Annotated in this window: 11 protein-coding genes and 2 pseudogenes; 4 read left to right on the plus strand and 9 right to left on the minus strand. The window is 34.9% G+C overall.

Features of this window, described 5'->3' with window-relative positions:
* The first annotated feature begins 52 nt into the window (after positions 1–52).
* Positions 53–952, plus strand: a complete 900-nt coding sequence (locus tag AAGE00_RS04005) for a hypothetical protein (RefSeq protein ID WP_213863689.1) — start codon at positions 53–55, stop codon at positions 950–952.
* 753 nt (positions 953–1,705) lie between these two features.
* On the opposite strand, the pseudogene AAGE00_RS04010 reads toward AAGE00_RS04005, so the two are convergent.
* A pseudogene (locus tag AAGE00_RS04010) lies at positions 1,706–2,371 on the minus strand (IS6 family transposase).
* Positions 2,372–2,446: 75 nt separating this feature from the next.
* On the minus strand, positions 2,447–3,436 hold the full coding sequence (locus AAGE00_RS04015) for a ribonucleotide-diphosphate reductase subunit beta (RefSeq protein ID WP_213863688.1): 990 nt from the start codon (positions 3,434–3,436) through the stop codon (positions 2,447–2,449).
* 129 nt (positions 3,437–3,565) lie between these two features.
* Between AAGE00_RS04015 and AAGE00_RS04020 the strand changes: the two genes are divergently transcribed.
* Positions 3,566–3,904 carry an outer membrane protein assembly factor BamE gene (locus tag AAGE00_RS04020; protein WP_007302809.1) on the plus strand — a complete coding sequence of 113 codons (339 nt, stop codon included), beginning with the start codon at positions 3,566–3,568 and terminating at the stop codon, positions 3,902–3,904.
* 30 nt (positions 3,905–3,934) lie between these two features.
* Here AAGE00_RS04020 and AAGE00_RS04025 read toward each other — a convergent pair.
* Both AAGE00_RS04025 and AAGE00_RS04030 read right to left on the minus strand, forming a co-directional pair.
* Positions 3,935–4,330, minus strand: a pseudogene (locus AAGE00_RS04025) (hypothetical protein); the annotation flags it as partial.
* Between the two features lie 300 nt (positions 4,331–4,630).
* Positions 4,631–4,798: a hypothetical protein gene (locus tag AAGE00_RS04030; RefSeq protein WP_246485284.1), complete on the minus strand. Its 168-nt coding sequence runs from the start codon at positions 4,796–4,798 to the stop codon at positions 4,631–4,633.
* Between the two features lie 95 nt (positions 4,799–4,893).
* On the opposite strand from AAGE00_RS04030, the gene AAGE00_RS04035 reads away from it, so the two are divergent.
* Complete coding sequence (locus tag AAGE00_RS04035; RefSeq protein ID WP_246485285.1) at positions 4,894–6,402, plus strand: WH2 domain-containing protein; 1,509 nt, start codon at positions 4,894–4,896, stop codon at positions 6,400–6,402.
* Here the strand turns inward: AAGE00_RS04035 and metG are convergent.
* The 3 genes from metG to AAGE00_RS04050 form a co-directional block, all read right to left on the minus strand.
* Positions 6,399–7,928 (minus strand): methionine--tRNA ligase, encoded by a 1,530-nt coding sequence (gene metG, locus AAGE00_RS04040; RefSeq protein WP_213863712.1) that lies wholly within the window; start codon positions 7,926–7,928, stop codon positions 6,399–6,401. The genes AAGE00_RS04035 and metG overlap by 4 nt on opposite strands.
* A 126-nt stretch (positions 7,929–8,054) precedes the next feature.
* Complete coding sequence (locus AAGE00_RS04045) at positions 8,055–8,969, minus strand: hypothetical protein (protein ID WP_096097170.1); 915 nt, start codon at positions 8,967–8,969, stop codon at positions 8,055–8,057.
* Between the two features lie 83 nt (positions 8,970–9,052).
* Entirely contained in the window at positions 9,053–10,456 is a 1,404-nt protein-coding gene (locus AAGE00_RS04050) for an NAD(P)H-dependent flavin oxidoreductase (RefSeq protein WP_052264766.1), read from the minus strand.
* Positions 10,457–10,591: 135 nt separating this feature from the next.
* Between AAGE00_RS04050 and coaE the strand changes: the two genes are divergently transcribed.
* A complete protein-coding gene (gene coaE, locus AAGE00_RS04055) occupies positions 10,592–11,170 on the plus strand; it encodes a dephospho-CoA kinase (RefSeq protein WP_007302729.1) in 579 nt (192 codons plus the stop codon).
* Here the strand turns inward: coaE and AAGE00_RS04060 are convergent.
* Together AAGE00_RS04060 and AAGE00_RS04065 are read right to left on the minus strand one after the other, a co-directional pair.
* Positions 11,160–12,344, minus strand: a complete 1,185-nt coding sequence (locus tag AAGE00_RS04060; protein WP_012481740.1) for a ribonuclease D — start codon at positions 12,342–12,344, stop codon at positions 11,160–11,162. The genes coaE and AAGE00_RS04060 overlap by 11 nt on opposite strands.
* 84 nt (positions 12,345–12,428) lie before the next feature.
* Entirely contained in the window at positions 12,429–13,748 is a 1,320-nt protein-coding gene (locus tag AAGE00_RS04065; protein ID WP_213863713.1) for a dihydroorotase, read from the minus strand.
* Positions 13,749–13,851: the final 103 nt, after the last annotated feature.

The following is a 13,851-nucleotide window of genomic DNA, read 5'->3' on the forward strand; positions in this document are numbered from 1 at the left end:
TTAAATGTATCATAATTAAAGTATATTATTATTTTTAGTAGGAGAGTTTGATATGGCGTTAACAGAAGAACAAACAACTTTATTCAATGATCTAGGGCTTGTAATAAAAGGAACCGGAACTAAGGATATAGTTCAAATACTTGAAGAAGCTAAAACAGAAGATCTTTTTGCTGTTTTTAAATTATATAGAGGTGAAAAAGGAGACGAAGATTCTCCTTATACAAGAGTTAGCCTTTTATTCGATCTTCTTGGTAAGAATAAAATTTGCGAATCAGCCGTTTTCGATATGGTTAAAAAGAGAAATATATTAAAAGAATTTTTAAGTATCGATCTTGGCTTTGTAAAATCGGATAATGGTATTCGCGAAGATTATAGAATGGCTGATATTATTGTGGAATCTTCAGTTAATATAACTGAATTTTTAGATTTAATCAAAGACAAATTTGGATTAAAAGAGTTTTGGAAAGCTTTACCTGAAGATTCAGATCGTAATATGATTAAAGGTGCTTTAGAAAGAGAGATGGGGAAACTGGGAGATGATCAAGAGAAAAGTAAATATAAAAATTTTCTAGAAGAAATCAGTATAATCGAATCGGAACAACCGTTCAATACAAGAACGTTAAGGGGAATGGAAAGGACACTAGATTTTGGAGATAACCGTGAGTTAAGGAAAAATGCAGCTAAGAAAGGAATGAAATTTGGTGCTATTGGTGGTGCTATAACTGCATTGGCAGTTGGGTTGGGATTGTATTTTGGTACTGGTGCCGCATTAACGGCATTGCCGACTATAATTGGTATAGCTTTAGTCGCTGCATTATTAGTTGGAGCTACGATTGGTGCTATTACGTACGATGTTTTAAAGCCTAAGAGTTGTATAGATACCGTTTATACGACAAAAGGGTTTGACACTGTAAAACAAGAAACTAATACAGCGACAGGTATATCAGTTTAATTAAGTAGAGCGAAGAAGTTTTCTTCCTTTTTCTCCAAATTTTTTACTTCGTTAGGTACCCTTAATCCTATTCAGGGTACCTAGATCTGATAATAGGTGTAACCATAAACTCGTGCAAAAGCCCCTTTTTCTTGTTTAAGTTATTCACAGAATTGTTAATAACTAAGTTGATAACCTAGTAGAGTATATAATTTTACATTTCTGAGTACTTTGGAGATTTATAATAAATATGATCTCCAAATACTAATATATAATTGAGAATAAAAAAACTGTGGATAACTCTGAAAAGTTATATTTATTTTAATATTTTAAAAAAAAAAGAAACAACCATTAAGGGAGCTAAGCTAATACAATCATATAAAAGATTACATATTTGGTTATAGTTTTAATATTTTTCTAACAAAAGCCAATAAGGGGGTAGTCTTGGAAAATTTTTCCTAAAAGATAAAATTTTTAAGTGCTTTTGAAGTGATACTTTAGGTATTTTTAAAGTAATACTTTTAAAGTATCAATTGAACATTTTTGAGCATTAATCTGGAGGTTCAACAGGCACTTTTTTATGCTGTTTGAGAAGAGCAAAAATTGCATTTTCTCTTGCTGAAAGCTTGTGTTTCTTATATTTTCCATAATACACATTATGTAATTTTTAATACTAACAAAAACATTTCCCAAATTTTTACACAGCAACCTATCTGGTTCTGTTGCATCTATAAACCATAGAAAAGAAGATCATTAAAGCTGGGATTATAGGAGTTATAGAGCCATTAACATAGCAAAATTCTCAAAAGTAGAAACATTGTCATTAGCTCCGATAATTTGTTTTTTCTGAATCATGCGAATATTTTCTATACCTGTAATAGTAATCTTTGCGGAATGAAAATTTTTAAAACTAAGCATAGGCTTTATTCGCTTCTTGATAAACCTCTCAACAATATTATTTAGATATTTTATTTGAAGAACTGTGATTCTATAATCTTCAGAAATTTCTGCATTCAAATCATCAAGAGCAGCAGTATTACTGCCGCTTTTATCAATGACAATTTTCTCAGGAAGATAGTTACTCCTGAAGGCTTTACGAAAGAATGCAAGTGCTGCAGACTTGTCTCTACTAACACACAAGAGGAAGTCTACAGTATTACCAATAGTGCTCTATATAAATAAACCCATTTACCGTTTAATTTAATGTAGGTCTCTCCAACTACTACCAACCTGCTTCTTTCTTTTCCTTACTGCCTAATCTATCAGTGGTGATAACCCACTTTGTAACGTAGCATGGTCAATTTTTGCTCCCCTTATACTCATAATTTCTTCCAAATCTCGATAGCTCAAAGAGAATCGACATTTCATGTATACAGATAACATCGCTGAAAAGCTAAATCCTTTGAAGGATGGCAATAATTTTTGATTGATACGAAACATCTTTGCTTTATTTTTAGACAATTATATCATTCTTTTTTCTACTTCCCTACAAATGCGACAGAACCGAAGTTACTGCTATTCACTTTTTGTATAGTTTTTAGCAAAAGCTTCCTCCCAAGTGCCTTGAGTTGCTGCACGGCTATACTCTGTTACTCTATTTTCAAAGAAATTTGTATGTTCCACGCCATTTAGTATTTCATCAAGCCACGGAATAGGGTTATCTTTAACATTATATATAGATTTAAGACCTAATTGCGTTAACCTTCTGTTTGCTATGTAACGTATATAATTGCGCACTTCCTCTGCAGATAGCCCTTCAACATCTCCTAAATCAAAAGCAAGACTTATAAATTCATCTTCAAGTTCAACAATAGTGTGACATGCAGAATATAATTCTTCTTTGAACTCGTCATTCCAAATTTCATTATTCTCTTTAATAAACGTATTGAACAAATTGATAATTGAATTGGTGTGCAAGGTTTCGTCACGTGCTGACCAAGCAATTATTTGCCCCATACCTTTCATTTTTCCAAACCGTTGAAAATTGAGCAAAATTGCAAATGATGCAAATAACTGCAATCCTTCAGTGAAGGCACCAAATACTGCTAAAGTTTTAGCAACATGTTTTTTATCTTGCTTTTTACTTTCCTCAAATTCTAACATATATTCATACTTCTTTCTCATAGCATCATATTTTAAGAATGCTTGATATTCACTTTCTGGCATGCCAATCGTATCTAGAAGGTATGAATAGGCTGCAATGTGTATAGTCTCCATATTGGAAAAGCTTGCAAGCATCATACATATTTCTGTTGGCTTAAATATATTTGAATAATGCCTCATATAGCAGTTATTTACTTCAATATCTGCTTGAGTAAAAAACCTAAAAATCTGGGTCAATAAATTTTTCTCTACATTCGAAAGTTTAGTTTTCCAATCTTTCACATCATCAGCAAGCGGAACTTCTTCAGGTATCCAGTGTATCCTTTGTTGCTGCAACCATGCATCATATGCCCAAGGATAATTAAAAGGCTTGTATATTGGATCTGCTTCTAGCAATGACATAAGGTACCTAATTATTTTGAAGTAAATATTATATTAAATGATATTGAGAATCAGTCAATTTAACTTTTTTGAAATTTGACGACAGATAGTTTATCAGTGTATTATGATTTCAAATAATTAATTGACGAAATGCGAGTATTAATATCTTTTATTTTATTATTTACAGTGAGCTGCACTCACACTATTCACAATCACGGAGTTCCTGGCATTAATATTGAACTGTGGAGCAAAATACAAGTAGGTGATGATAGAGAAAAAGTGGTTCATACTTTAGGATCGCCAACACTAGTATCAAAGTTCGACGAAAATGTTTGGTACTATGTCTCATATAAAATTAAACAAGCTAACTTCTTGGGAAAAAGGAAGTACAGTAGTAAGTCTCTGCAAATTTCGTTTAATCAGAATGACGAAGTTACAGATATAAGAGAAATCAACGTTGCAGAAAGGTCTTTAGCTGTTGTTGATTGAAAATTTGCTGATCTATTTTTCATCACAAGTATCAGCACTTTGAGCTATTTCATTGTTAGAGTGGGGATAATCATCCGGATGATGCCCCTCATCACCGTAGTCCATACCCATTCCTTCTGATGGCATATCTTCTCCACCTCCACCTGAAAAATATTCAGCAAGACTTTCAAGAAATTTTATGCCAAACATATTACCTGATTTCCCAAATAACGTTACTAGACTGCTACCACTTACCAAACCTTCAAACACATTATTATAAGCAGCAATTGCTCCTTCATGAAAGTTGAACATCCACTTCATTCCATCCACAATTGTTGCAACAGAGTCACTATGACCAAGACCGAAACCACTTTTCTCACTAGCGGCTTCCTGGTGTTGCTGCTGTGCCTGCCATTCTGCAATATTTGGACCTTGTGCTTCACTCATAAACTTTTATTCTAAGCCTTAAGCTATTATTTTACCAAAAACACTGTAAAATATCAATTGTTTAAGAGAGGTTATCATAAAAATATCTAACACTAAGCTATTTTTATGATTCTGATTACTCTATACCAAAACATCGATGATGTGCTGTGGTAAAAAAGTGATGACTTGAGGTTTAAGATAGCTTCTATTTCTTCTTAGAAGACTGCTCCTCTCTCTTTCCTTTTTATTTTATTATCTTAATGTTAACTTACTCAAAAATTATTAACAAGTACTAATAATTTAATTGTTAATAACATTATATTAATAATAAGGAAGAGAAATTCCTACTACTGATTCATCTAATAATAAAATACCTGCATCAGTTCCACCACCACCTCCTTTACCACTCGAAGGTTTAAAGAATTGGACACCTCCACAGGATAATAAAAAACCTTCTAATTTGGCTACATCAGGAATTAGCAGTCGCACTGAACCAAAAAAAGGTCAATCTAAGAGTCCTGTTCAACAATCATCTCTTAATTTTGCAGAAAATCCACTATTTAAGAAAATACAAGAAAAAAATAATGTGGATAGCAAAAATGCAGATGAAGGAAGCAAGAATAGTACTCATGTTAAGAATCCAGAAACCAGAAATAGCGCTCAGTCATAAAGAAGAAGATAATGCGAGTGACAAAACTAAAAATGATAGAAGCAATACTAAACAGGGTGTGCCGAAAAAACCTATGACTGAACAACATAATGGTGTACACTCTGATAGTGAAAATCAAAAGTCATCTGTAGCAGAACAAAAAAAGGCAACTGCCTTAAAATATTCAATTGCTATTTTGTTATTGTGTACATCCGGTCCTGTAGCTGGAGTATGCACGTATTTTATCATTTCAGCAGTATTAAGTAGTGCTGCAGTGCCAGTTTCTTCTGCAGTTATTGCTTTTGTTTCTGCATCGGTTATGTTGAGCTTAGCTGCATATCTTATCTATTCATACCTTTCTGCAATAAACAGCGAGAAAGGAGTTGATCCTGGTAGAAAACAATCACAAGATTTACAGAAAGCAAAAGGACTTGAACATAGCAATACTCCTACACCATCATTTCCAGTAATGTCTGGAATACCCATTGTACCACTACTACCTCCACCACCTCCTCCATTGCCACAAAATGCTGCACCACTACCATCTCCGCCGCCTCCTCCTACAGCTTCCAAGTATACGGAGAAACCTAAGAATGGTGCACCGAAAAAGGCTAATGAATCTAAGCATGATCGTTCTGATCTGCTTGAACAGATAAGAAAAGGTGTTATTTTGAAGCCAGTTCCAAAGGATGGTTTAAAAATACCTCAAAAACAAGAGGAGGAAAGTGTTGCTGAAAAGCAAGAGAGCGACGTACAATCGCGAAACAAAGAAGTACATCAAATAAGGAAAGTTGAAAATCAAAAAACTGACAAAGAGCAAAACAATAGTGAGAGTATTCAACAAGGAAATTATATGAATGAGGGTTTGAAAAGCAAAGTTCTAAAGCAAAGAAATAAAAGTGGTTTTCAAGATGAAGAGCTAGATTCCTTAGACAAACAAGATGATTCTCTTTGTAGTTTGGAAGAATCACTTATAGAACCAAATAACACGTCCAATAAAGAGCTAAAGAAACCCGTAAAACCGCTAAACTTACCAATAGTATTAAAGAATATAATGTCCAGTGAAAATCCATTACTAAATAGCCCTAGTAATAATTTATTGAGCAATAGTAGTAATGTATCTGATGATGAAGAGTGGGATACATCCCAAGATTCTATGTCTTTTCAGTGTGATAATATAAAACAAGAGAAAATGAAGAATAGGGATAATTATCCATATTCAGCTTCTTCTTCAACAAAACCAGGTGAGGTAGAAGATTCATCAAATCCTCCTGTAGCCGAGATCATAAAGCAGCTTGATCAAAACAAAAATAAAGTCATTTCTTCCAAAGTAGACAACGGTATAAACACATCAAAACAGCAAGGTACCTTTGTTGATTCTGTTGAACTAAGCAAATTAACTACACAACGACCAATTCAGCCTGGTTTACTAAGGGTTCTTTAAATATCAAACCTCAAAAAAATCGGCGTAGGCTTAGGTAATGTAACACCTAAGCTTACACATGCGTTGCACAGAGATTTTAAATCACGTTGTTCTTTTGGAGTCTGTAATTGGTCAAGTATTATTTCTGCTGACTTTGGAACAATTGGCTGCAATAAAATACCAATTATTCTGATATATTCGAGTAATTTATAAATCACTAAATTCATGCGCTCTCTATCGGTTTTACTGAGTGTCCAGGGTGCACTTTTATCTATGTAAGCATTGGCCTTGGAAGAGATATTGATAATCAGGAGTATAATCTGGTTAAATTCATACTTTGATAGATGATCCATTACTTGATCAATTATGGCTTTGCAATTTGGTAAACTCTCATCATCTTTAAGCAAATTGCGATCGACCACTGGTACAACTCCAAAGCATTGCTTGTGCAGAAATGAAATTGTTCTTTGCACTAAATTGCCTATATTGTTTGCCAGCTCTGAGTTTATGCGGCTGATCATGTTCTTCTTACTGAAATTACCATCTTGACCGAAACTTGCTTCCCGAAGGAGAAAATAGCGTAGTTGATCAACACCAAACTCTTCTGCAAGATTAATTGGATCTATAACGTTACCAAGGGATTTGGATATTTTTTCCCCCTCGTTTAGCCACCAACCATGAACTGCAATTTGCTTTGGCAGTGGTAAATCTGCTGCAAGAAGAATAGCTGGCCAGTATACAGCGTGAAAACGCAATATGTCTTTACCGATCACATGAATGTTGAAGGAGTTTGTCCAAAACTTCTTATATTCCTCATCTTCTATATTAGGAAAGCCTATTGACGTGAGATAGTTAGTGAGCGCATCTATCCAAACATAAATTACGTGCTTGTCATTCCCTGGTACTTTTATTCCCCAATTAAAACTAGTACGAGAAATCGAAAGGTTAGTAAGTCCTGATTTTACAAACGATACCACCTCGTTTTTTCTGCTCTCAGGAAAGATGAAATTCGGATGATTTTCGTATAACTCTAGTAATTTATTTTGCCAACTTGACAAACGAAAAAAGTAGCTCTCTTCTTTTATCCACTGAACTTCAGCGCCTGTTGGTGCTCTGCCATCTATCAACTCTGATTCCTGATAAAACGCTTCGTCACGAACTGAATACCAACCTGAGTAAGAATCCAGATATATTTGCCCTCTCTCTTCAAGCCTATTCCATAGAGCTATAACTGCTTGTTCATGACGTTCTTCTGTGGTGCGGATAAAATCATCAGAATTAAAGTTCATTAGCTCAGCTAATTTTCTGAACGTAACACTTATTTCATCTGTAAATTCTTTTGGCTCTATTCCCTTTGTTTTAGCTGCTTTTTCAATTTTTTGTCCATGTTCATCTGTACCAGTAGTAAATTTGACGTTCTTTCCAGCTAATTTCATAAATCTAGCTGTAACATCACAGATAAGGGAAGTATATGCGTGGCCGATATGTGGCTTGTCGTTTACGTAATATATTGGCGTAGTGATGTAAAAGCTCTCAAATTGCTCCATTTTGTACTAGTTTAAAGCTTTATCGTATCTGCACTAGTAATAAAAATCAATACATATCCTACCAGACAAGCAATCTGAAAATCCATTATACCGCTGCGCGTTGCAGCGGTATTCTCGATTAGTAACTTATGGTTTAGCAGCACAACCTCCAAACTGTTGTGTCGCATTAGGATCACCAAATGCATACCCAGGTGTGCCATCATAAGAAGGAGCACTTGAAGCAGTATTAGGATCTTGAGGAGAGTAAGGAGGTGGTGGTTCAAGATTAGAAGAATCTCCCAAATCATATCCAGGTTCTGATTTATGATAGTTAATTACCGCTTCTTCAGCCTTCTTAATATTTTCTGACTCTTTCTCATGTTTCATATGAAAAGCCACACCACCAGCAAAACATACAAGAGAATTAATACCAAGAATGACTAAACCCCAAACTGGTAAGACTGGGTTAATAGCGCAACCTACCAAAGCTGCTAAAGAAATTGCACCAACTGCAAATTCTATATTTCTGAACATTTTAAGTTTATTATCCAGGTAATCTACCTTTTCTGATTTTCTAGCCGTTTTTTCGCTGCTGTTGTACCAAACACACATTAAAGCATGGAAAGCAACACACGTAACTACAGCTACTATCCCTAAAGCTAATAATTTCCTGTTGTCTTCTGCGTCTTTTTTCTTATCTTCTCTGCATGGCTGGTTACTGCTACCGGAACCAAGGTTATTTATCACTGTAGTATGACCACTAAACAGGTTGCTAAGTAGTAAATAATCCCAAAAATCTAAACCTCTATTATTGTGTACATGTACGTGTGTAACCTGAGGGCTTGTAGGTTGTTGCCTACTATCACGTCGATCACTTCCTATATTGTGTTCATTAGTTGGGTTATAGCGCCTAAATTCCTTATACGCATTTTCAAAATTTTTATCACTCCAGTTCTCAATATTTTGCATACCACGAGAACGTAAAAATTCTTGAACATTCTTATCACTGCCATTTTCTTTTATATAGGCAAGTGCGTACCTTTTTAAAACACTATCGCGCATAGATATTCCCCTCAAATTAAGATTAAATTAATAAACAATTATTACTATAAATTATATAGAATAATGTCTTCTTGTCAAGTTAGTCATAAACCAACCAATATTCTATCTACCAATTCTTTTACTGTCGGTATGCAACCATTTTTATAAAATGGGTCTTGCTTAAATTTGTACACATTGTGCCCAGAAAACATGAGTTCATTTTCAACATTGCCGTCATGTACAATGTTTTGCAGTGTCTTTTGTATACAGAAACTCCGTGGATCTGGCTTTCGCCCTGTTGAATGGTCACCATGATCTTTCCAATTGCTAAACAGACAATGGCTCAAACATCCCATGCAATTAATTTGATCTTGTCTTATTTCCGCAAATTTGCCTGGCGTCACAAAAATAACAGTTGTATCTGGAGTTTTCATTACCTCTGTATACCCTGCTTTAATCCATGCATTTGCTAGCTCTTTGTCTTTTGCAGTGAGGTAAATCTTTCTACCTCTGCTACCCATTGCAAATTCATTATTAAACTCTCCACTCACATTTTCTGAAAATTTCATTTGACGTGAATTTCGTTCCTGTAGCTCATATATGAAGCTATTTCTTACTGCAGATGAGTAAAATCCTGTTGGACTAAATTTGTTTAAAAATACATCACCTTCTTCTAAAGTAAGTAACTTCTTTTTCCATTCTGTAGAAATCGGACTTTCTTTTGTTAAAAGTGGACGAGTGCCAAACTGAAAAGCTATTGGTCCGATTTGTAAATTGTCAAACCAATGTTCCCAATCCTTCAAATTCCACACTCCCCCCGCCATAACAATTGGCGTTTCAGAAAGACCGACCTCATTCATGAAAGATCTAAGCTCTGCAACTCTTTCAAATGGAGCCTGCGGTAATTCTGGGTCTTCACTATTACTGAGTCCATTGTGACCACCAGCAAGCCACGGATCCTCATATACTACTCCACCAAGTAAAAAAGAAGATATTTTTTGGTAAGCACGTTTCCACAACGCTTTAAAAGCGCGCGCCGATGAGATAATAGGGTAGTAATAAACTTGATATTTAGCTGCAATTTCTCCAAGCCTGTAAGGCATACCAGCACCGCAAGTGATGCCATGAACTAAACCTTTTGCTTTTTCTAATATGCCATGAAGGACTTGTTCTGCTGCTCCCATTTCCCAAAGCACATTCATATGTATTCTTCCACGGCCCTTTGATATTTCATTCGCTATTTTTGCTTGACTAACTCCAGCCTCAATACTATACTTAATTAATTCCTCATGCTTTTCATTTCTTGTTTTACCTCTATAAATCAGCGGCACCAACTCACCATTGTCATCAATAAGTTTAGCATTTGCACCAGAAAACGTACCAACAGCATCTGCTGCAGCAAATGCTCCACTTGACCTTCCATCACTGACTGCAATGCCTTTGCCGCCCTCGATGATTGGCCATACTTCCTTCCCTGAAATTGCTATCTTTTTTATCTTATTTTTCAAAATTTCCTCTTAATCTTTCACTCTATTTTACTTGATTGCTAAAAAAATAATAGCTTTTCTTTTAATGCACACAAATTCAGTTTTAAGTAGACATAACAGCTACGACACATATTCTTTTTAAGAAGTCTTTGATATATGATAATAGGTCTAACAGGTGGAATTGCAGTCGGAAAGAGCTTTGTAGCCAATTGCTTTAAAGAATTTGGTGCCGCTTTGTTTGATGCTGACTCTGTCGTACACCAGCTTTATAAAGTGGACAAAAACATAATAAGTTATGCAGAAGAAAAATTTCCTGGGGTAGTAGTAAATGGAAAAATTGATAGAACAGTATTGTCTAAATATTTTTTAGCACATGATGAAAATTGGAAGCAATTCCAGTCTTTAGTACATTCCGCTGTGCAAAATGAATTAGAATTTTTTATTGCTCATGAGAAAGAAAACAACAGAAAACTTCTAGTTCTAGACATTCCACTCCTGCTGGAAACGAGATTCCATTTGTATTGCGATTTTATTGTTTTTATCCATGCAGATAGCGTTGTGCAAGCTCAAAGGATTAGTGAGCGTAATATGGATAAAAAAAAGCTGGATCTAATGTCTAGTATTCAGCTCCCTATTGAAGAAAAAAAGCAAATGAGCGACTTTATCATCGATACCAGCGCAAATGTTCTTTCTCAAGTGAAAGATATAATAAACTCGTTAGACCTCAACACGTGATACGGTTATTCTCCACAAGATTACTCCGAATTTTAGCTGTACTATCAGCAGATTTTACCATTAAAATTTCAAACCTTGAGCCTGCATTCAAAAACGATTCTACTGATCTGCCGAAAAAATCATATCTCCATCCCTTGAACAATTTATCTATCTTCCCAGATATTGATCCAGCTAACTCATCTTTTGACGAAACTAACTTTCTCGATATGTTATTTTCCTTACATTTGCTCTCTAAAATAATCGAGAGTATATCAAAGACAGATTTATCATAATTATCCGACAGAGTATAATTTTGCTGCACAAATTCCTTCTCATTCTCATTGAAAATATCTATAAATTCTAATAAATCTTCCTCTTTTATATTTTTTGTGTTTCTCTTAAGGTCATCTAAAATGTCATCAATATGTTCCACGTTTTTTTCAATTAAACCAGTTATTACGGCATTATTGACTACCTTATTACGATTTATATTGTAACGCTGTGCTAAGGTCTCTTGCCACTCACTAACTGCTTTAACAGTTAACATCAACCTTGGATTTGCTTCATAATTAAATTTAATCCTCTTCCATGCATCTTTTGGATTATGCAAATACTTATTGACATCAACTATTGATTCCATCTCTTCTTGAAACCAGCCCATCCTATTATTTTCTTCAAGTTTATTGCACAATATTTGGTGTAGGTCATATAGGTGTATCACGTCATTTACTGCATAATCTAATTGATCCTCAGATAATGGCCGTTTTAACCAATCTGAATTTTTAGCTTTAATTTTATCCAGCGCTACCCCCTGATATTGCTCTACTACTTTTGAATAACCAATAAAGTCGTGATAATAATGACAAAACATAGCAGCAACTTGGGTATCAAAAATGGGAGTAGGAACACATTTAAGCACGGTGAGTAAGGATTCTATGTCTTGCCGACAACTATGAAAAACTTTGGTTATTTCTCGATTCAGCATTATTTTCTTAATAAGCGATAAGTCAATTCCCGGTACTAACACATCTACAATAAAACTCTTCTCTCCGTAAGAAATTTGAATTAGTGATAATCTAGGATAGTAGGTTAAATTGTTTCTAATAAACTCTGTGTCCACTGCTATAAATTTTGGATCTTTTGCCATCAATTCTTCACATGCATTCTCCAGCTCCGATGTCGTACTAATTAGCATATATTTTTTATTCAGTGGCTATATTTTACCACTTATATTGAATATTTACAATTGATTGAAATTGAGAACGCAACTGTATGATAACTAATTCTTCTGTAAATATACAGTTTTGCCAGACACAACGGTACGTATTACGCGCCCTTTCACTTTGCGTCCATCGAAAGGGGAATTTTTTGATTTACTAGCAAAGTTGTCAACTTTAATTTTCCATTCATGATCCAAATCAACTAAAATTAAGTCCGCTGCAAGGTTTTTCTGTATGCGGCCACGTGGCACATGTATGATATCTGCAGGCTTATATGTCAATTTTGCAAGCACATCAAGTAGACCCATTTGTCCACTGTGATATAGTTCAAGTGAAATGGGCAGCATTGTTTCAAGGCCAACAATACCAAATGCAGCATTTTCAAGTGGCAAATCTTTAGAACTAAGATCATGCGGAGCATGATCGGTTGCAATGCAATCAATCACACCTGTCTTTAAACCTTCAATCATAGCTAAACGATCCTCTTCAGTGCGAAGCGGCGGGTTCATTTTTGCGATTGCTCCGTGTTGTTTTACTATATCTTCAGTTAAAGTAAAGTGATGAGGAGTTACTTCACATGTAACATTTAATCCCAAATCTTTTGCACGTTTAATAGCATCAAGTGAATCTTTTGAAGAGACATGTAAAATATGGTAGTGTACATTTTCTATGTCCTTCATTAGCAGTATATCACGAGTTACCATAACCGACTCTGACGCACTCAAGATTCCCTTTATTCCCAATTCTTCAGAAATTTTACCTGCATTGATTGCGCCACCAGCAGATAGATTTAAATCCTCTGCGTGTTGAGCAATAGGAACACCAAGCATACTTGAATAAAGCAGTGCCTGTCTCATAATCATTGGATTCATAACTGGCATACCATCATCGGTGAAACCAACTGCACCTGCTTCCTTTAAGAGTGCCATTTCAGTTAATTTTTCTTCCGAAGTGGTGATTTTAGCGTAAAATTCCACATTCACATGCGAAGTTTCAAATGCTCTATATTTCAAATACTGAGCCAAGACAACACTATCAATCGCTGGAACAGTGTTTGGCTGACAAACTACAGTTGTAACGCCTCCTGCAGCTGCAGATTTACTACCCGTATGTATATTTTCTTTATGCTCTTGACCTGGTTCACGAAAATGCACGTGAATATCAATAAGGCCTGGCATTAGAACAAGCCCTTTACAGTCTATTGTTTCATCAACCCCACTTGTTGAAAATAACGATTCGCCAAAATCAACAATTTTATCCCCTTCAGTTAACAATGAACCTTTTATATCAAGTTTAGTTTCCGGGTCAATAATACGAGCATTGGTATACGCAATTTTATAGCCTTCCTTTTGGCCTGTCTGCAATAAACTCCAAATCATATTTTAGTATCAATTATAAAGTATAATCTAAAGTTTTTTTAGTAAAACACAAACAAATTAAAGCGATGGCATAATAACTAGCAATAAAGAGTATTTAAATTAC

Origin of the sequence: Wolbachia endosymbiont (group B) of Aricia artaxerxes, assembly GCF_964026975.1 — a bacterium.
Classification (GTDB): domain Bacteria; phylum Pseudomonadota; class Alphaproteobacteria; order Rickettsiales; family Anaplasmataceae; genus Wolbachia.

Excerpts from the sequence above, each read along its gene's own strand:
- AAGE00_RS04045 (WP_096097170.1), bottom strand. The coding sequence starts at position 8,969 with ATGCGCGATAGTGTTTTAAAAAGGTACGCACTTGCCTATATAAAAGAA.
- AAGE00_RS04005 (WP_213863689.1), top strand. The coding sequence starts at position 53 with ATGGCGTTAACAGAAGAACAAACAACTTTATTCAATGATCTAGGGCTT.
- AAGE00_RS04065 (WP_213863713.1), bottom strand. The coding sequence starts at position 13,748 with ATGATTTGGAGTTTATTGCAGACAGGCCAAAAGGAAGGCTATAAAATT.
- metG (WP_213863712.1), bottom strand. The coding sequence starts at position 7,928 with ATGGAGCAATTTGAGAGCTTTTACATCACTACGCCAATATATTACGTA.
- AAGE00_RS04015 (WP_213863688.1), bottom strand. The coding sequence starts at position 3,436 with ATGTCATTGCTAGAAGCAGATCCAATATACAAGCCTTTTAATTATCCT.
- AAGE00_RS04020 (WP_007302809.1), top strand. The coding sequence starts at position 3,566 with ATGCGAGTATTAATATCTTTTATTTTATTATTTACAGTGAGCTGCACT.
- coaE (WP_007302729.1), top strand. The coding sequence starts at position 10,592 with ATGATAATAGGTCTAACAGGTGGAATTGCAGTCGGAAAGAGCTTTGTA.
- AAGE00_RS04060 (WP_012481740.1), bottom strand. The coding sequence starts at position 12,344 with ATGCTAATTAGTACGACATCGGAGCTGGAGAATGCATGTGAAGAATTG.
- AAGE00_RS04035 (WP_246485285.1), top strand. The coding sequence starts at position 4,894 with ATGTGGATAGCAAAAATGCAGATGAAGGAAGCAAGAATAGTACTCATG.